The 20,181-nt window shown below is 46.1% G+C and carries 15 protein-coding genes; all 15 read right to left on the bottom strand.

The annotated features are described in order from the left end of the window. Nucleotides 1-78: 78 nt before the first annotated feature. The 15 genes from KTJ90_RS06685 to galF all read right to left on the bottom strand — a co-directional run bounded on the left by KTJ90_RS06685 (nucleotide 79) and on the right by galF (nucleotide 20,108). Nucleotides 79-1,008 (bottom strand): glycosyltransferase family 2 protein, encoded by a 930-nt coding sequence (locus tag KTJ90_RS06685; protein WP_476159972.1) that lies wholly within the window; start codon nucleotides 1,006-1,008, stop codon nucleotides 79-81. A gap of 113 nt (nucleotides 1,009-1,121) precedes the next feature. Then, complete coding sequence (gene gnd / locus KTJ90_RS06680; protein ID WP_499026042.1) at nucleotides 1,122-2,531, bottom strand: NADP(+)-dependent, decarboxylating phosphogluconate dehydrogenase; 1,410 nt, start codon at nucleotides 2,529-2,531, stop codon at nucleotides 1,122-1,124. Between the two features lie 134 nt (nucleotides 2,532-2,665). Then, the gene (locus KTJ90_RS06675) at nucleotides 2,666-3,778 is read right to left on the bottom strand and encodes a glycosyltransferase family 4 protein (protein ID WP_337027018.1); all 1,113 of its coding nucleotides are present in this window, start codon (nucleotides 3,776-3,778) and stop codon (nucleotides 2,666-2,668) included. Next, nucleotides 3,775-4,923 (bottom strand): glycosyltransferase family 4 protein, encoded by a 1,149-nt coding sequence (locus KTJ90_RS06670; protein ID WP_499026041.1) that lies wholly within the window; start codon nucleotides 4,921-4,923, stop codon nucleotides 3,775-3,777. The genes KTJ90_RS06675 and KTJ90_RS06670 overlap by 4 nt, the downstream gene beginning before the upstream one ends. A gap of 40 nt (nucleotides 4,924-4,963) precedes the next feature. Continuing rightward, a complete protein-coding gene (gene gmd / locus KTJ90_RS06665; RefSeq protein ID WP_312544371.1) occupies nucleotides 4,964-5,998 on the bottom strand; it encodes a GDP-mannose 4,6-dehydratase in 1,035 nt (344 codons plus the stop codon). 48 nt (nucleotides 5,999-6,046) lie between these two features. Continuing rightward, a complete protein-coding gene (locus tag KTJ90_RS06660) occupies nucleotides 6,047-7,219 on the bottom strand; it encodes an acyltransferase family protein (protein ID WP_312544370.1) in 1,173 nt (390 codons plus the stop codon). 15 nt (nucleotides 7,220-7,234) lie between these two features. After that, on the bottom strand, nucleotides 7,235-8,131 hold the full coding sequence (locus tag KTJ90_RS06655; protein WP_312544368.1) for an NAD-dependent epimerase/dehydratase family protein: 897 nt from the start codon (nucleotides 8,129-8,131) through the stop codon (nucleotides 7,235-7,237). A 2-nt stretch (nucleotides 8,132-8,133) separates the two neighbouring features. Continuing rightward, nucleotides 8,134-11,109, bottom strand: coding sequence for a glycosyltransferase family protein (locus KTJ90_RS06650; RefSeq protein ID WP_499026040.1), 2,976 nt, complete (start codon nucleotides 11,107-11,109; stop codon nucleotides 8,134-8,136). Nucleotides 11,110-11,189: 80 nt separating this feature from the next. Continuing rightward, nucleotides 11,190-12,695, bottom strand: a complete 1,506-nt coding sequence (locus KTJ90_RS06645; RefSeq protein WP_312544364.1) for a methyltransferase domain-containing protein — start codon at nucleotides 12,693-12,695, stop codon at nucleotides 11,190-11,192. Next, complete coding sequence (locus tag KTJ90_RS06640; protein WP_499026039.1) at nucleotides 12,692-13,981, bottom strand: ABC transporter ATP-binding protein; 1,290 nt, start codon at nucleotides 13,979-13,981, stop codon at nucleotides 12,692-12,694. The genes KTJ90_RS06645 and KTJ90_RS06640 overlap by 4 nt, the downstream gene beginning before the upstream one ends. Next, nucleotides 13,978-14,772 (bottom strand): ABC transporter permease, encoded by a 795-nt coding sequence (locus KTJ90_RS06635; protein WP_419721744.1) that lies wholly within the window; start codon nucleotides 14,770-14,772, stop codon nucleotides 13,978-13,980. Before KTJ90_RS06635 ends, KTJ90_RS06640 begins: the two co-directional genes overlap by 4 nt. After that, entirely contained in the window at nucleotides 14,773-16,152 is a 1,380-nt protein-coding gene (cpsG, locus tag KTJ90_RS06630; protein WP_312544543.1) for a phosphomannomutase CpsG, read from the bottom strand. It lies immediately after the preceding gene. Nucleotides 16,153-16,166: 14 nt separating this feature from the next. Beyond that, nucleotides 16,167-17,582 (bottom strand): mannose-1-phosphate guanylyltransferase/mannose-6-phosphate isomerase, encoded by a 1,416-nt coding sequence (locus KTJ90_RS06625; protein ID WP_312544542.1) that lies wholly within the window; start codon nucleotides 17,580-17,582, stop codon nucleotides 16,167-16,169. A 567-nt stretch (nucleotides 17,583-18,149) separates the two neighbouring features. After that, nucleotides 18,150-19,163: a UDP-glucose 4-epimerase GalE gene (gene galE / locus KTJ90_RS06620; protein WP_275768988.1), complete on the bottom strand. Its 1,014-nt coding sequence runs from the start codon at nucleotides 19,161-19,163 to the stop codon at nucleotides 18,150-18,152. Nucleotides 19,164-19,205: 42 nt separating this feature from the next. Continuing rightward, complete coding sequence (gene galF / locus KTJ90_RS06615) at nucleotides 19,206-20,108, bottom strand: UTP--glucose-1-phosphate uridylyltransferase GalF (RefSeq protein ID WP_004571293.1); 903 nt, start codon at nucleotides 20,106-20,108, stop codon at nucleotides 19,206-19,208. Nucleotides 20,109-20,181: the final 73 nt, after the last annotated feature.

Raw genomic sequence — 20,181 nt, 5'->3', positions numbered from 1 at the left:
ACAATCATAATTAAAAAATTTTAAACTAGCCAATCCTCTGATGATCAGGAAAGGCTTATTTTTTTAAATTTTTATAATTTATCGAGTCGACTTTTGAATGGAGAGATAAGCCAACCTTTTCATTTCTCTTCGACCAATTGTTACACTTTCAAGTATTAATCCCGCAGTGAGCGATATACCAGCCAAAAGGAATATTCCGGTGGATAATAATGCTGTCGGTAGACGAGGAACTAATCCAGTATTTACGTATGTTTCGGCCAGGGGAATAGCTAACAAAACACTTATAACGCTGAAAAGCAAACTTAACATTCCATAGAAAAAAAGAGGGCGTTCAGAGGAGTATAACTTAATAATTGTCTTTAAAATTCTCAAACCATCTTTATAAGTACTAAGTTTACTGGTTGAACCTTCCATACGTGATAAATAGGAAATTTCAACTTCAGAGTATGGCATTCTAAGTTCAAGAGCATGAACAGTAAGTTCTGTTTCAGTTTCAAAACCCTTAGCCATTGCCGGAAAGGATTTCGCATATCTTTTTGAGAATACCCTGTAGCCTGAGAGCATATCTGTAAACGAACCACCAAATATACTTTTCACACATCCAGTAAGCACTTTATTACCTAGTGTATGTCCTGCTCGATAGGCTTGTTTATCCGTATGAATACGCGCACCTACGACCATATCTAATCCATTATCATAAAGCTCATTAATTAGGTCTTTACAATTAGAGACATCATATGTTGCATCACCATCCACCATAATATATAAATCAGCTTCAACATCTGCAAACATACGCCTTACAACATTTCCTTTTCCTTTATTGGAAACGCTTATAACAGTAGCACCGCTTCCTTTAGCTCTTTCCACGGTATCATCAGTTGAATTGTTATCAAAAACATAAATACTGGCCTCAGGGAGGTATTTATTAAAATCAGAAATAACTTTTGAGATTGAAATGCCCTCATTAAAACAAGGAATAACAACCGCAATGCTTTTCTTATTTTCCATTTCCATTTGAAGAAAAACTCTCTTTTGATTTATTAAAGATTACAAGTCGAAAGGATTTATTTTTGATATGCTACTTTAGCAAAGCCCGGCAAAAGCCGGGCTTTTTATTATGCTCAATCAAGCCACTCAGTATGGAAAACCCCGTCTTTATCAATGCGTTTGTAAGTATGCGCACCGAAATAGTCACGCTGCGCCTGAATCAGGTTGGCAGGCAGCACTTCTGAGCGGTAGCTATCGTAGTAAGCAATGGCCGCAGAGAAGGTTGGCGTCGGGATACCGTTCTGAATCGCATAGGATACAACATCACGCAGCGCCTGCTGATACTGATCCGCGATATCTTTGAAGTATGGCGCCAGCAACAGGTTAGCAATGCCGGCATCTTCAGCATAGGCATCGGTGATTTTCTGCAGGAACTGGGCACGAATGATGCAGCCAGCACGGAAGATCTTCGCGATTTCACCGTAGTGCAGATCCCAGTTGTTCTCTTCTGACGCCGCACGCAGCTGTGAAAAGCCCTGCGCATAAGAGACGATTTTACCCAGGTAGAGAGCACGACGAACTTTCTCAATGAACTCTGCTTTGTCGCCGGTAAAGGCATCCGCCTGTGGGCCGCTCAGAACCTTAGAGGCCGCCACACGCTGGGTTTTCAGTGAAGAGAGGTAACGGGCAAAGACAGACTCAGTGATCAGCGACAGTGGCTCGCCAAGATCCAGTGAACTCTGGCTCGTCCATTTGCCGGTGCCTTTGTTAGCGGCTTCATCCAGAATCACATCAACCAGATATTTACCCTCTTCGTCTTTCTTAGTGAAGATATCTTTGGTGATGTCGATCAGGTAGCTGCTCAGCTCGCCGTTATTCCAGTCGGTAAAGGTCTCAGCCAGTTCTTCGTTGTTTAGCCCCAGCGCGCCTTTCAGCAGTGCATAGGCTTCAGCGATCAGCTGCATGTCACCATACTCAATGCCGTTGTGAACCATCTTCACATAGTGGCCTGCACCGTTCGGGCCGATGTAAGCCACACAGGCTTCACCATCTTCAGCACGTGCTGCGATTTTATCCAGAATCGGCGCAACCAGCTCATAGGCTTCTTTCTGACCGCCTGGCATGATTGATGGGCCTTTCAGTGCTCCCTCTTCACCACCGGATACACCGGTACCGATGAAATTGAAGCCCTGGTCAGAGAGCTCTTTGTTACGACGGATGGTGTCTTTGTAGAAGGTGTTACCGCCATCGATCAGGATGTCGCCTTTATCGAGATGCGGGGTCAGCGAAGCGATAGTCTTATCGGTTGCTTCACCGGCCTGAACCATCAGCAGGATACGACGTGGTTTTTCCAGCGATTTAACAAACTCTTCAACGGTATAAAAAGGAGCAAGTTTCTTGCCCGCGTTCTCTGCGATGACTTCATCAGTCTTTTCGCGTGAACGGTTAAAGATAGACACAGTGTAACCGCGGCTCTCAATGTTAAGAGCCAGGTTGCGGCCCATCACTGCCATACCTACAACGCCGATCTGTTGCTTGGACATTACATACTCCTGTCTGTGGTCTCGCATGGTGTTACCCGTAACACCACTTAGTAAGTGATCAGTATGTTAACTCAGGATAGCGGAATAAAGGTAATGAATGGTGCGATAATGAAATGAAAATATCTGAAAAAAAATCACACATTTAACAAGGATTTATAGAGTTTTGTGTAACTTTCAATCATTTTAGCGGCTGTGAACAGGGATTCGAAGCGAGCCGATGCAGCCGTCCCATATCGCATTGCCAGGTCGGGGTTATGCCAGATTTCATCCATTGCCGTGCGTAATGCAACAGGATCGGATGGAGGCACGACCAGACCTGTCACCCGATCAATGTTAATAAAAGTGGTTCCGGTTCCAATTTCGCTTGAGATCAACGGTTTCGAATAGAGGGCACCTTCCAGCAGAGAGATACCAAAAGCTTCTGAACGTAGATGTGAAGGAAAAACCAGACAGGTGCACAGCTGCAATAAGGCTGACTTATCACTATCCTCTAAAGCCCCGGGAAAATGAATATTTTCCACACCCAGCCGCTGCGCCTGCGATTTCAGCTCAGCCTCGATAGGGCCAGCACCAACGACAACAATCGGGTAGCTGCTGTTTTTAGCCGCCTCGATTAAGATATGCAGCCCTTTATAGTAACGAAACGTCCCGATAAACAGAAAGAAGCCATCCGGAAATCTTGTCTGCCACTTTTGCAGGACGGCAGGATCATCATTTTGATAAAACTTTTTATCAAGACCATAGGGAATGACTTCAACTTTGTCTTTAAAGTGCTGAAGTACCGGACTGCTTTCAACATAATTTGGCGACGCGGCAACAATTCTATCTACGCTGGAGAGAAAGCGATTCATCAGCGGCGTATAGAGTTTCAGTAACGACTTCTGTTTAACGATGTCTGAATGATAGCTCACCACTGACGGTTTATTCCTGGTCAGTGAGAAATGCAGCATGTCCATGAAGGGGTAAGGAAAATGGTAATGAATGATATCGGCATCTTCAGCTAGTTGTTTAAAACGACGGAATGATGCCAAGGAAAACGGAGTCGAAGCAATTTCAAAAAACGTTTTACTCCTGACACATTTATGGTGATCCAGATTAAACTCACCCGCATTCTCAGGACTATGGGTATAAACCGTAGAGGCAATATCTTCTTTAACACCTCCTTCAGCAAGCTGATAGATAACCTGTTCAATGCCACCAAATGTGTCGGGATAATATGTCTTATAACAATGCAGGACTTTTATCATTCTTGTGAATCAACCAATTTATATGCTTTGATAGTCTCACCAGCACAGTTGGCCCAGGAGAATTTTGCATTTTGCAGAAAACCACGTTTAATAAGTTCGGCACAAAGTGAATCGTTCAGAATGATGTCACTAATATAGTGAGTCAGTTGATCGACATCATCAGGATCGACCATTAATCCAGCGTCTCCTGCGACTTCTGGCAGCGATGAGACGTTGGAGGTAATAACCGGCGTGCCTGCGGCCATCGCTTCGAGCACAGGTAAGCCAAAACCCTCATACCGTGAAGGGAACAGGAACGCACGGCAGGCAGAAAAAAGAACCGACAGACTTTGTTGATCGGTATAACCCAGATATTTAATCCAGCCTCGCTGAGAGCCAATATCAAACAGGCGATGAAGCTCTTCACTTTCCCACCCCTGATAACCTGAAATAACCAGTGGAAAACGCAGGCTCATCTCCAGTGGTAATTTTTGATAGGCTAACAGCAGGTTTTTTATATTCTTGCGCGGCTCGATTGTGCCGGCAAAAAATGTAAATTGTTTATAGGACAAACCAAAAATTTCAAGCACCTCGCGGCATTCTGCTTCTTTACGGGGTATAAAGCCCCCGCTACTGGCAAGAGGTGCAACAACAATGCGGCCAGGGTCGAAGTTAAAAAATTCTGAAACTTCGTTTCTGGTAAACCTGGAATCTGTGATTAGTACTTTTGCACGGCTGACAGAGCTGTGAAGCTCCTTTTTCATCAAATGCACGCGCCCCTTAGGGTGATATTCTGGAAAATGAAAAATAGATAAATCGTGGAAAGTCGTGCAGGATTTTTTATGTCCGGGCGGAATATAATAATTGGGGCTATGAAAGATATAATCGGAGTAAGATTTTAGCGCATAGCTTTTTAGATAAGGAACGGTCATTCGGTAAACATCAGAAACAAGCCGGCTATTTCTGAGCTGCTTCTTAAATTTACTGGTGGACGCCGAGGGTGAATTAACCAAAGCTGGCGGGCCATTAACCACGTTAAGGCCAGACAAATATTTGATTGACTCTATTTCTGAACTTGTTCTGAGGTTATTAATAAGTTCAAGAGCATAACGTCCAATACCCGTAACAGGGAATTTTATCGAGTCGGTAGATACAATTATTTTCACGCCAGAATCCAAATAGCCCCTTTCGGGGCTAAATTTTATATCAGAAAGAGAACCCTGCTTTATTGCGGCGTAAATCTGCCTCCACCATCATTTCACACAATTTCTCAAGCGATGTTTCTGGCTTCCAGCCTAGCTCTGCGTGGGCTTTTTCTGGATTACCGATCAGTAATTCCACTTCAGCCGGACGATAGAATTTTGGATTGATCTTAACCAGTTCTTTACCAGACTCAGCATCCTTACCAATTTCTGCTTCATCTTTGCCGGAAAATTCAATATTGATACCCGCGGCTTTAAACGCCATGGTGACAAAGTCACGGACTGTTTCAGTGCGGTTGGTCGCCAGAACATAGGTTTCAGGTTTATCAGCCTGCAGCATGCGCCACATACCTTCAACGTACTCTTTAGCAAAACCCCAGTCGCGTTTCGCATCAAGATTACCTAACTCTAAAACATCCGTTAAGCCTAACTTAATTTTCGCAACGGTATCGGTGATTTTACGCGTAACGAATTCGCGACCACGCAGCGGAGATTCATGGTTAAACAGGATGCCGCTGGACGCAAAAATGTCGTAGCTTTCGCGATAGTTAACGGTAATCCAGTGCGCATAAAGTTTAGCGACACCATACGGGCTACGCGGATAGAAAGGCGTGCTCTCGATCTGAGGGATTGCCTGCACTTTACCAAACATTTCTGAAGTAGAAGCCTGATAAAAGCGGATTTTAGGATTTACAATGCGAATGGCTTCCAGCAGATTCAACGGGCCAATGCCGGTAATTTCTGCCGTTGTCACCGGCTGGTCAAAGGAAACGCCTACGAAGCTCTGCGCTGCAAGGTTATAGACCTCTGTTGCGTCAGTGTCTTTCAGCAGGCGAATGCTTGCTGCCAGATCGGTAAGATCATATTCAACCAGGTGTAAATTTTCATGTTTAGCGATGCCTAACTCTTCAATACGCCAAAAATTTACAGAACTGGTACGACGGTAGGTACCGTATACTTTGTAACCTTTTTCAAGTAACAGCTCAGCTAAGTAAGCACCGTCCTGACCTGTAATACCAGTTACTACTGCAATCTTCATACTATGACCTCAACAATTGCTAAGCTAAGTGCTTATAATTAATCGTCCCTACTGGACGACTTTTCGGTGAGACTTCTTCAGGAAGTACTCTTCGACATATTTGTAAGAAAATACGGATATGGTCAATCCAATAAACATCATCACCGCACAGGTCAGGCCAAAACTCAAAAGCGCCTGTGGGTCTTTGATGATTCTATTGACTAACGTGATCACATAGAAATTAACGCTCAGATGCCATAAATAAAATGAATAACTAATTTTACCCATCAACTGAGCCGGACTCCAGCTAATAAGTTTATTCGGATGAATTTTATTGATAACAAAGAAAAGAAACACCGGGAAAACCGTCAGTATCATTACCGGAACCCGTACATTTTTCTGAGTCAACGGCATCTGCAATAAATAGGCAAACGTCATCACTAACCCTGCCAGCAAAATCAGATAACCTGCCGGACGGGTAAAGAATACTCTCAGCGCGCCTGTCCGCAGACTTTCCAGCTCTACACACAACGCCCCCAGCCAGAAGGCCAGGATAAAGACGATATCTGTCGTCCCGGTCATTATCTGGAAAGGATGCATGAACAGCACAATAATAAAGACAGAAAGTAGCGTTACCCAGACAAAACGGTTAAGCGTTGCAATCAGCGGCAATACAAAATAGAAGAGCCACTCCCAGCGTAACGTCCAGATGTTATTGATGCGCAGATACATGTCTTTGCCGAACACATCATTAACATTACCGATGCTATTGATGACGGTACCAAAACCAAATCCATAGTTTCGAATTAACGCCAGCAACTGATCTTTATTTGGTATGACAAAACCTGCCGTGGCCCAGTCGAGAAACATGACACCGGTAATCATCACAAACATGGCGGGAACCAGACGGCACGCGCGCTTGTAGAAAAAGGTGTCCGCTCTGAATGCACCCGCTCTTATCTGCCCCCAAAAAAGATGCCCTGTGAGCATAAAAAAGAGCAGTACACCGACCTCTCCCATTGCAGCAGCAATGACCTGGGCTTTAGCATAGCCAAAATACATGGTTGAGTGAGCGCCAAAAACCAGAAATGCGGCAATGCCCCTTAATACTTCTAATGAATATGAAAATCCGGGACTCTCTTTTGTTTCAACACCCACCCGGCGTCCCAGAAAAGAGACATAGAAGCAGCCGATGATATACAAAATGAAAATCAAAAAGACATAAAAAAGTTCCTGCCGCATCCTGTCACACCCAACTTAATTCGCGTTATACATAGAAGTTAATATCTGCTTCAGATTAAGAAGATTCGGCGTGTGGCCCAGATATTTATGGAGCTCTTCTGGATTACCCACAAGGCGCCAGACCTCGTTACTGCGGACATAGTTATTAACTATCTCTACGCGCGGGCGGAAACCACTGATTTCAGCCAGTGTATCCAGCACGTCGTGGCCGCTCCAGCCGCGACCGGTGCAAAGATTCAGCGTAAAAGGATCACGATGCTCCTGTGAGATAAGCTGTGAAATCATGGTGGCACAGCCTTTTGCCTCTACGTAATCGCGGACAGAATCAATATTGCCCAGCTGTAAAAGTTCTTTCTTCTCGCGGAAATGTTTAACGATTTTAGGTACCAGGAAAGATTCAGCCTGACCCGTGCCGATAACATTGAAAGGACGAACGATATGAATTTTCAGTTTGTCATTGTAGCTACGGGTCAGCATTTCCATAATCATTTTACTGTAAGAATAATGATTACTTGGGTTATAAGGTAATGACTCAGAGAGATACTCATCTTTCTGATTACCATAAACACCTGCCGTACTGGCTAATAACATTGTCGGCGGCTTGATCTGCGCATCTACCACTGCATTGATAAGATTTTCAGATCCCAGCACGTTAACGGCGTAAATTTGTTCAACATTGCCATGGGTAACAAGGGCAATGGCGGCCAGATGAACAATCCAGGTCGGCTGAAACTCTTCGATAATTTCAGTCAGTTTTTTTCGGTCGAATAGCGTAACTGATACAAAGTCGTCGCTCGGGGCCGGGCCCACACAGGTGCCCAGCACAGCAGCACCGCGACCTTTCAGTTCGCTCATAAGATAGCGGCCGATAAAACCCGACCCACCTGTCACCAATACGCGTTGCTTATCCATTGTTATTCTCCTTTAGCCGCTTTAAAACTGAGAAGGTTTTGATACACGTTACTGGCACAGTTTTGCCAGGTTATCGTGTCCCACTCTTCCTTAATACGTTTTTCATAATTCTTCACCTCTGCAGGGTGCTGAATATAGTGCTGCATTTTTTCTGCCCAGCCCGCGACATCCCACGGTTCCACGTAATCAACCAGATCTCTGCCGGTCTCAATCAGGGGATCTACGGCTGAAGTAAGGCAGAACTTACCGTAACCAAGACTCTCAGGCAGGGTCAGACTCCATCCTTCATACAGGCTGGGAAGTAAGGTGAACAGACAGTTACGATAAAGAACATCCAGTTCCTGATCCGAGGTTCTGAGCATCAGAATTTTACCCCTGACGCGACTGTCCCGCTGAATAATCTCGAACAGGTCTTTTGCCTTCCAGCCTGGCCCGCCGACGAAGACCATTTGTGGCAGCTCACATTCTGGATTTTTTAATAATTCCAGATAGGCCTTATAAATGGCTTCATGGTTTTTACGTATCTCCAGTGTGCCCACGGAGAGCATATAATCACCGGTAATGCCTAAACGCTTGAGGATATCTTCATCCTGCGAAGGGTCTTGTGCCGGCACGATGTCAGAACCAAACTTAATAGCAATCCCGTTGGTAACAGGCCAGCCAAATCGACGTTGCCAGACCTGACCGTCACGTTTCGCCGTTTCACCACCGTACATGATCGTGTTGCTCGCCAGCGTGGCGAGATAATAAAATCGGTTATACCAGTCAAAGGCTTCACGGGCATGAAGTTGTGGCGTAATGAGTGGCGTCATATCATAGATAATCTGCGAGTAGATAAAACCGATCTGTTGCTTAGCTTTGATGATTTCAATTAACGGGCGCTCGTCCCAGTTGATACCCGCTGAGAAAACGATGTCATCTTTGCGGAAAGGCAAATCAAGCGCCTGTCCTTTGATTTTCTGCGCCACCGCTTTCATCATGGCTTCATTTTTTTCATCAACTGAAAGTTCAGCCTGGGTCGCAATCATAGTCGGCGAAGCGGTGGCAGGGATTAGCCCTTTTTTATCTGCGAAAGAGATCGCTTTTTTCCGTAAAGAGTTGGGAAGCGCGCTGATAAAATAAGCCCCTGCTTTGGAGTAATGACTCAGTAAAGAAGGCGACGGCGCGGGTTTAACCTCCGGTGCAGTAACTTCTGCTTTCACCAGCGGATTTCGAACCATTTCATCGAAAGGCAGGCGATGTCCACGCCCCTCCTGCTCTGCTTCAGCCCAGAATTTCTGGAATCCAGCATACTGAGATGTTACGTCAGCAGAATCGAAGAGCCACAATAATTTCTCTTTTGGCACTTCAAAAAACGCATCTTCGTGGAAAGCATAAAAGCGTAAATCATGGAATATTTTGGAGAGGTGATGAGCGAGGATCAGCTCGGTACGAATAATGCCTGTAACACCGCCTCTCCACATACCATAGGATAATGTCAGATCGTACCAGATATTTTGCTGTTCTGATTTATCACCGATTTGCTGATTCAGGTTTTCAACCGCAGCTAAAACATTCTGACCACACTCTGTCCAGGTGGTTGAATGCCATTCCTGACGAATGCGCTCTTCAGCTTCAGATAATGCTGTAGGATGAGAAATATATTCTTTGATGCCCTCAACCCACGCATTCACGTCAAAAGGCTTAACAAATTTTGGAAAGTCTTTGCCAATTTCGTGTAACGGCTCAATATCAGAAGCAATACAAGGTTTACCATAGCTGAAACTCTCAGGCATAGGTAAAGCCCAGCCTTCATAGAGTGAAGGTAATAAGGTGAATTTACAGTTGCGATATAAAACATCTAATTCTTCATCGCTTGGCGCTGTAATAACAATATTATTACCGATGCGAGGATCACGCTTGATCGAGTCGATAAGATCTTCAGTACGCCAGCCCGGACGACCAACAAAAATTATCTGAGGTAAAGGCTCAAAGACTGACTCAGAAAGTTTCGCCATGGCCTTATAGAGTACGTCATGATTTTTACGCACTTCAATTGTGCCAACGGTAATAAGAAAATCACGCTCTACACCAAGACGAGCGAGGATTTCTGCATCACGGGAGCTGTCTTTGATACGTACGGGATCTGTTCCGCCGTAAGGTACAGAAATACTTGGCGGTGAATTCCAGCCGTTTTTCTTCTGGTAGGCAATGCCATCCTTTTGCGGACTGTTTCCACCGTAAACGATGAAATCGCAGTTCTCAGAGATCCAATGGAAATATTTTCTGAAATTATCTTCCAGATCCTGACGATAAAGATGATGTGTGGTTTCGCCGACCAGAATGGTGTCATAAACCATATAGCCAACTTTAATTTTCGGCTTCTGGCTTTTGAGTTTGGTGAAGAATTGCTCTTTACCGCTGTCAGACCAGCCTACACTTAAAATGACATCATCATCACCATAGGGATGCGTAAAGCCACTGTCTTTCTGCACCGTAATATCGGCATTTGAAGGGATGCTGGAAATTTTATTACGATTCCGCAGAATATTATATTGAACTAACCCACCCACAACTTTTACCGGAAGCCATGAAATAATACGCATGGGCATCTTAAGTTTCTGTGGCGAATGATCAACCGCTAAGGCTAATGAGTGCTGGAAACGACGTCCCCGACTCGGCAATTCCTGTTCGAGCGATTTAAGGAACAGGTCAACTTTTTTTTCTGACTCAGCTGGCTGATTAGCTGTTTTAGCACTTTCCGGCTGATACTTTCTGTTTGCAAGGTAGATATCAGCAACGTTAGAATCCGTGTAAATCCATGGAATATCATGACGAGCGAGCTCTACAAATCTTCCCTGGCTGAACATACTGAATTTGATATTCGGATACAATCTTGCCAGTGCTGCACCAATTTCAAGTTCAGCACGAACAATCCCCACTACTCCTCCAGTCCACTGCATTGAAGTAGTTAAATCAAACCAAAAGTTATTTTTCATTTTGCAACCCTACAAAATTATTCATTTTCTATTCAGCATCCAGGCTAAAAAACAGAGAATCAGCCGTATTTTTATTTTGCTCAATCAGCTAAGCGATTAACTTTATTCAAAATCTCATTTTGTTTTTCAAGAATATTTGAAAACTCACGCGCTCTTGATTCATTAATCAGAGTCTCAGTGGTGAACATCCATAACGCCACGTTTTCAGCAGGAATATTAACGTTAAATTCCATGGCTTCCTCAACGTCGCTGAGGTTCAATAACTCTACAAAAAGTTTAAAGCTCCACGCCTTGTGCCCTGTTGACCATATCAAAGAGAGAAAACTGGCTAGCTTAGGCGTTTTCGCCCAGAAAGGAGAAAACATCGGTGTACGCGAAGGTACCAGCTGATAGTTATTACCAATATTCAGTTCATTGATAAAGATAATAAAACTAAGGAAGTTATTATAAGGCCACAATACGTCTGTTTTTTTCGCACTAATCGCGCCAAAATCAATCAGATTATACTGGTCATCGCTCTTCAGAATATTCCAGATGCGCACATCGTTATGATAAAGCTGATGTGACTCCAGCTCTGCCAAAGCCATCACTAACTGTTTTACCACATCGAATTCATCGATAGCTTCACGCTGTTCCAGGCATGCGCTGAGTCGTGCTCCATCGATTTTAGAAGTGACAACAATGGCTCGCTCAGCATTACTTTCGTGATGAAGAAGTTCAGGTACAACCAGGTGAGATATCTTTAACGTGCTGAGCGTGTTAATCGATGAGATTTCACTTTTATAATCATTCCGGTTCAGCTGCGAGAGCGCTCCGTTAAGTGCATAACGTTTGAGAAATTTTGTATCTGAAAAATAGTATCGACGCGATCCCTGATGAACATCACTGGCATACTCATGTGATTGTTTCATCCAGGAAACAACGGCTTCAAGTTCGTTATTCAGATACCAGTATTTACTGCTGGTGAAGAGAAGAGGACGATTTACTTCTGAAAGATGGGTTGAATATTCGCCCAGAATTTCGAAGTAGCCAATATCATCAACAATCTCTAAAGGTTTATCCGGCAGGTTACGGCCCCAGTATAATCCTTCCTCTTTCACTGCCAGCTCTAACAGAACGATTTGTGCAATATTTGCTAATTTATTAATCTTTTCTTTTGTCGGGTAATATCCATCTGCATCACAGATATGGTGGAAAACACTAAACCCAAGAACAATATCGTAATCATCATGCTGCAGAGCATCGATGACATTCTGGATTTTGTCTTCTTTAAATGTAACGTGTTCTGACCCTTGCTCGTCACGAAGCGCATTGCAGAGTGCTATATTTTTATCAAGAAAGTCGATGCCTGTAACTTTGCTACAGTGTTTAGCGAGGTTAAATGAGAAGAATCCCTGTGCACAGCCCAGGTCAAGCAACCGCAGCGGACGGCCCAGCTTCTCTTTAAGAAGAACAAAGATATTTTCAATTTTACTTAAGCGATCATCACAATTACGCGATGAACTCACAACCAGTTCGGGATGACCATAAATTGGCTGATAACATTCTGGCAATGCCTGCACTAATTCTTGAATATCGGAATTCATTTGTCTACCTCTATTACACATTCGGTTTCAGCATCTACCAGACCAATAAACTTCTTCTTGTTGTCAATATTGATCATAATGGCATCGTAACGTCGATCCAGAGGCTCATCATTTCCTGATTCATCAATGTGGGTCAGCCCTACTGAAACCAGAACTGGCCCAGTATTGAAATGCATTTTAAGTTTAAAAGTAAAATCAATCACGGAACCCGCATCAACGCTGCCAATTGCATCGGGCATTAATTCCCTGGAGCTCGCCCCATAGAGGCTTATTCCGTCCGGCGTCTTTAACAGCAGTCCAAAAATTGGCGATTTAATCGCCTCATGAAATACACAGCGGAATTTTATTTCAATCTCTTCACTGCCATTTAGCGTAGAGGGATAATAATCTTCTTTGCTTTTAATGAGGAAATCGGTGATTTCTGCGGCACGCGTTCCCCAGCGATGTTCAATCTTCTGGTAAAGAGGCTTAGTATGAAAAACATCGTCTCGCGATAACTGACAGGACTCATCATCTTTGACACTGTCAACTTTACTGGCGGCACGCTTTTTCGATTTGCCAAACAGTCGATCCCGAAATTCATTAACTACTGCTCGCGGTTCGCCACTTAGTGCGATACTTCCTGAGTCCAGCAGGATGGCACGGTGGCAGTGCTTTACAATGTCATCAAGGGCATGCGTCACAAACAGAATGGTGGTGCCCTGCTCTTTAAAGTCATTAATGCGTCGAAAGCATTTTGCCTGAAAAGCCACATCGCCTACCGATAATGCTTCATCAACAATCAGGATGTCCGGACGTACTGCGGTGGCTATGCTGAAAGCCAGACGCACCTGCATCCCGCTGGAATAGACGCGGGTTGGCATATCCACATATTCGCCGATATCGGCAAAGTCGAGGATTTCACCCATCAATTCAGAGATAGTGTCGGTGTTCAGACCCAGCAGCTGCCCGGCCATATAGACATTTTGCCTGCCGGTAAAGTCCGGGTGGAAACCCATTCCCAGCTCCAGCAGGGCCGCAATGCGCCCATTGCAGATAACTTCACCTTCGCTAGGCTGAGTAGTGCCTGTGATGATTTTCAGCAAAGTACTTTTACCGGCGCCATTTACTCCGATAATCCCTATCGTTTCACCCTTTTTGATATCAAACGAGATATCTCTTATTACCCATTTTTTGGTATGCCGGATGCCGCAAAAAGGCAGTACCCATTCGATGAGTCGCGAAAATTTTGAGGGATACTGTTTATATGATTTACCGAGATTTCGTAGCGTTAATATCTCACTCATAATTCGTCTACCATATCTCCTGAATGACGCCTGAAAAGATATAAACCCAGTATCATTAATGCACAACCAAGCAGTGCCACATTCAGCAGTGGGATCCACTGTGGCGCCTGATTATTTACGAAAATATCATGCATGCCACCGACCGTGACGGCCATCGGGTTCATTTCAACCACGCCCCTTGCCCACTCAGGAATGATCTGTAAGGGATAGACGATGGGGGTAAACCAGAACCAGAATTGCAGCACAATGGTAAAAAGCTGTCCGACGTCGCGAAAAAAGACGTTCAGGACAGCCAGCACCATGGTTAATCCGGCAGCTAAGGCCAGAGTGGTGAGAACGACCGGCACCATCAGTACCAGCTGCATAACTCTGAAGTCACCGATCAAGACTAAAAAGATTAAAAACAGGCCGAATATGATGGCGAAATTAATCAGCGAGGTTAAAACCAGAATGACCGGTAACGTTATTCTGGGAAAACTGACCTTTTTCAGAAGGTTAGCATTATCGATAAACAGCGATGTGCCCTTGCCGCATATTTCGCCGAAAAATCCCCATAACAGCAGGCCTGAACAGATATAGATGCTATATGAAAACTGCCCGGCAACGCCGGGCAGTTTTGATTTCATCACTTCAGCAAAGATCAGCGTATAGACGGTAATCATGGCGAGTGGCTGAATGACCAGCCAGACCGCACCTAACATGCTGGTACGATAACGTGCCTGAAAGTCTCTCTTCACCGCACCGCTGATAAACCCACGATAACGTATTATTGCCATTAATAAAGAAAGCACTTAATCCTCCGCACGAAGAATTTTCAGGATTTCTTCAGTTTTAGCGATAACTAAGTCAGTGTCATTACGGCCTTCAACATTCAGGCGTACCAGAGGTTCAGTATTTGAACTGCGAAGGTTAAATCGCCACTGGTCAAACTCAAAGCTGATGCCGTCAGTCATATCGGTCGTGGCATGCTGGGTTTGATAGATGCCTTTGATTTTTTCAATCCTGCTGGCCGCATTTTTGATCTTTGAGTTTATTTCACCACTGCACGGGAACGCCTGCATTCTTTCCGAAACCAGTCCGGACAACGTCTCCCCTTTCACCGCCAGCAGTTCTGCCACCAGCAGCCACGGAATCATACCGCTGTCGCAGTAGGCGAAGTCACGGAAATAGTGGTGAGCACTCATCTCGCCACCATAGACGGCATCTTCTTCACGCATCCGCTCTTTGATGAAAGCGTGACCGGTTTTAGACATCACCGGCTTACCGCCCGCTTTAGTCACGACATCAACAGTATTCCAGGTCAGTCGCGGATCGTGAATGATCTTAGCGCCAGACTCTTTCTTCAGGAACGCTTCGGCTAATAGTCCGACAATGTAATAGCCTTCGATAAAGTCGGCTTTCTCATCAAACAGGAAGCAGCGGTCAAAATCACCGTCGAAGGCGATGCCCATATCCGCCTGATGTTCACGCACCGCGTCCGAGGTATCTTTGCGACACTCAGGCAGCAGCGGGTTCGGAATACCATTCGGGAAGTTACCGTCAGCTTCATGATGCACTTTGATAAACGTTACTGGCGCATTTGCCTTCTGAAAACGTTTTTCAATCTCATCAATAACGTGTCCAGCAGCACCGTTACCTGAATTAATTACCAGCTTCATCGGCTTAGTGAAGTTATTCAGGTCGATGTAGCCCATCAGGTGATCGATGTACGCATCCATCACCGAAATCTGTTTATACGTGCCGCGCTTGCTCTCATCAACCGGAGCAAAGTCATTCGCTTCAGCCAGTCGCTGTACGTCACGCAGACCGGTGTCGCCGCTGACCGGGCGAGCACCTTCCCGCACCAGTTTCATGCCGTTGTAGTTCATCGGGTTATGGCTGGCAGTGACTTCAATGCCGCCATCAATGCCTAAATGAAAGGTAGCGAAGTAGATCTCTTCTGTTCCACTCATACCAATGTCGAGCACATCGGTGCCTGCATCCCGCAATCCATTGGCCAGTGCCAGCTTTAACGACTCGCTGGTCAGTCGTACATCACCACCCACTGCGATCGTTTTCGGGCGGATAAATTCGCCATAGGCACGGCCAATACGGTAGGCAATGTCTTCATTCAGTTCAGTGCCTAACTCACCGCGGATATCATAAGCTTTAAAACAGGTCAGTGCTGCCATGATCTTGTCAGTCCTTACTTACTTGCAAACTGTTGTTTAATCAAAATGAGGTCGTCGTCACCAAGGTAAGAGCCTGACTGAATCTCCAGCAGTTCCAGTGGAATCTTGCCCGGGTTTTCTAAGGTGTGTGGGTGACCGATTGGAATAAAGGTTGACTGGTTTTCTGTCAGTAACAGGGTTTTATCCTGAATAGTGACTTTCGCTGTGCCTGAGAGGATCACCCAGTGTTCAGTGCGGTGATAGTGCATCTGTAACTCGAAGGCTTCGCCAGGCTTCACGGTAATGCGGTTAACGTTGAAACGACCGGTGTTAACGACCAGATCACAACGACCCCACGGCCAGTAGGTTTCACGATGGCGGCGATATTCACTACGACATTCGCTTTTCAGGAACTCGACCACACGTTTAACATCCTGAACCTGATCTTTACGCGCGACCAGCACTGCATCCTTGGTGTTCACAATCACCAGATTTTCCACACCAATAGCAGCAACCAGTTGATCTTCACTATTGATATAGCAGTTTTTGGTGTTGTGCAGGAAGGTATCGCCCTTCAGCGAGTTGCCGTGAGCATCTTTATCATTCACTTCCCACAGTGCAGACCAGGAGCCCACATCACTCCAGCCAGCCGCCAGCGGTACAACAACCGCAGCATCGGTCTGTTCCATGACTGCGTAGTCTACTGACTCATCAGGACAGGCGATAAAATCATCTTTATCGATACTGATGAAGTCATTGCCTTCCTTGACGTTAGCCATTGCGCGGCGGCAGGCTTCCAGAATATCCGGACGGAATTTCTCAAGTTCCTGAAGATAGCGTTTAGCCCGGAACATGAACATGCCGCTATTCCAGTAGTACTCACCGGATTCCAGATACTGCTCAGCAGTGCTCTGATTGGGTTTTTCGACAAAGCGCTGAACCTGATAAGGACCATTCTCTGCGCCAGGCAGCGTTTCGCCGCGCTGAATGTAGCCATAGCCGGTTTCCGGACCCGTTGGCACGATGCCAAAAGTCACCAGCTTGCCCTGTTTGGCATAGGCGGTTGCGACTTTGATAGCCTGATGAAATGCAGCGCGATCTTCAATTACGTGATCGGCGGCCAGCACCAGCAGAACCGGATCATCACCCTGCTCTACCGCGTTGAGCGCAGCCAGAGCAATCGCTGGTGCGGTGTTACGGCCTACCGGTTCAAGAATGATGTTATGTGATAGCTTGTTAATTTGTCGCAACTGTTCTGCAACCAGGAAACGATGCTCCTCGTTGCAGATTACCATCGGTGCGCGTGCTTCGACACCGCTCAGACGATTAACCGTCTCCTGCAGCATAGAGTGTGCACCATGCAGACAGATAAACTGTTTTGGGTAAAGTTCGCGGGACAGGGGCCATAAGCGGCTGCCGGTTCCTCCGGCCATAATTACTGGAAGCAACATTCCACATCCTCTAACAAATTTAAACATGCTATGCATATAAGCGGGTCAATCTTTATCCATTAAGAATAAACAGCCACGCTACCGCCCCTGGCTTGCAGCAACCAATGCGCTGTGTGACGGGAATCCTCCCCTCACAGGTTAGCTTGTCGATGCGCTGATTACATTTTATTCAATCGCATACGGGTTCCGGGATAACTGCAAATAGTACATTTAGTGCGGCAAAAATAATATGCCTATTCTTACATTACCCGTGACAAAACTTAAGGATGAATAAACATTCATCGCATACCGCATTAGTTAATTCAACAAAAGGTAAAACAGCATAGTAGTCTGTGAAGATCTACACTTTGCGCCTCTTCACAGAGCCGGATTACTTCTTATTGTGACCAATCGCTACTGCTATTGTGATCAATCGTTACTTCAGTCAGACCAGGATAATTCCGTATTCAGTGATTAAACAGTCAGAATGGGGCTTTGAGGAGAGAGCGGAGAGCAGGAATATACAATTCCTCTTAAGGCAGACAAAAAAAAACCCGGCCAAAGCCGGGTGTTTGCAGACTTTTTCAACTACTTAAACCCATCCGGGTTCTTACTCTGCCAGTTCCACGTATCGCGCATCATCTCATCAATGCCGCGTGTCACGCGCCAGTCGAGCTCACTGTTTGCCAGTGACGCATCGGCCCAGAATGCAGGCAAATCGCCATCACGGCGTGGCTTAATTTCAAACGGAATCGCTTTACCAGACGCCTTCTCAAACGCCTTGATCATCTCCAGTACAGAGAAGCCTTTGCCGCCGCCCAGGTTAAAGGCCGTGTAGCCCTCAACTTTATTGAGGTGGTCCAGTGCTTTCAGGTGCCCTTCCGCCAGGTCTACCACGTGGATATAGTCACGCAGGCAGGTACCGTCTGGCGTATCGTAATCACCGCCAAACACGCCCAGCTTCTCCAGACGCCCAATCGCAACCTGCGCGATGTATGGCAGCAGGTTGTTCGGGATACCCGTCGGGTCTTCACCAATTTCGCCAGACTCATGCGCGCCAACTGGGTTGAAGTAACGCAGGGCAATGGCCTTGAACTTCGGCTCTGCTTTAGCGAAGTCGCGCATCACGAACTCGGTCATCAGTTTAGAGGTGCCGTAAGGACTGGTGGTGCCGCCAATCGGGGTGGTCTCAACGTATGGAACCGGTGCATCTGCGCCGTAAACGGTCGCTGATGAGCTGAAGATGAAGTTCCAGACGCCGGCGTTGCGCATCTCTTCCAGCAGTACCACGGTGCCTGCTACGTTGTTCTCGTAGTATTCCAGCGGCATGCGGGTTGATTCACCCACTGCTTTCAGGGCTGCGAAGTGGATGACGGCTGAAATGCTATTTGACGCGAATAAATCACGCAGGCATGCACGGTCACGGATATCGCCTTCAACGAAGGTCGCTTTTTTACCCGCCAGTTTCTCAACGCGATTAATCGCTTCGCGAGAGGCATTGCAGAGGTTATCCAGAACCACAACATCATCACCGCGCTGCAACAGCGCCAGTACGGTATGGGAGCCGATATACCCTGCTCCGCCCGTTACTAAAATTGCCATGTGAGCTCCTTTCAATCTGCCGCGCAGAACGCGGCGAATTTATTACTTTTGTTTTGCGAGGATGGTCTGGATAGCTTCGCGGAACTCACGACCCTGCGTGTTACTGCGCAGTCCGTAAGAGACAAACGCCTGCATGTATCCAAGTTTACGACCGCAGTCGAAACTGTGACCGGTCAGCAGCGAAACATCAACGGTTTTGTTTTTGCTCAGGCTGGCAATCGCATCGGTCAGCTGAATACGACCCCATGCGCCTGGCTCAGTGCGCTCCAGTTCCGCCCAGATATCAGCAGAAAGAACATAGCGACCTACCGCTGCCAGGTCAGAGCTCAGTCCTGCAGTATCTTCTGGCTTCTCAACGAAATCGGTGATGGTGCTGATGTCACCTGGGTGTTCAATCGGCTCTGCAGTGGTGATCACTGAGTACTCAGTCAGATCGGACGCTGGCATATGCTGTGCCAGAACCTGGCTGTGGCCGGTCTCTTCGAAACGGGCAACCATTGCAGCCAGGTTATAACGCATGTGGTCCGCGGTAGAATCATCCAGCAGGACGTCTGGCAGCACCACCACGAACGGGTTATCACCGATCATTGGACGGGCACAGAGAATGGAGTGACCCAGGCCCAGTGGCTGTGCCTGACGCACGTTCATGATCGTTACGCCTGGCGGGCAGATAGACTGCACTTCGCTCAGTAGCTGACGCTTAACGCGTGCTTCGAGCAGTGCTTCCAGCTCGTAAGTGGTGTCGAAGTGGTTTTCTACTGCATTTTTAGATGCATGCGTGACCAGCACAATCTCTTTAATACCCGCGGCAACGCACTCGTCAATGATGTACTGGATCATCGGTTTGTCGACGACAGGCAGCATCTCTTTCGGAATGGCTTTAGTCGCAGGGAGCATATGCATACCGAGGCCCGCAACGGGGATTACTGCTTTAAGCTTGGTCATATTTATTCCGTTTAATAAAATGAAGATGTGGGTCGATTATGCAGGATCGGCCGGAAGTCCAAGTATAATCTTT

The sequence above is a fragment of the Pantoea jilinensis genome, assembly GCF_019104105.1.
GTDB classification, from domain to species: domain Bacteria; phylum Pseudomonadota; class Gammaproteobacteria; order Enterobacterales; family Enterobacteriaceae; genus Pantoea; species Pantoea eucalypti.
The sequence above is the reverse complement of the archived record's forward strand: the minus strand, read 5'-3'. Positions and strand labels throughout refer to the sequence as shown.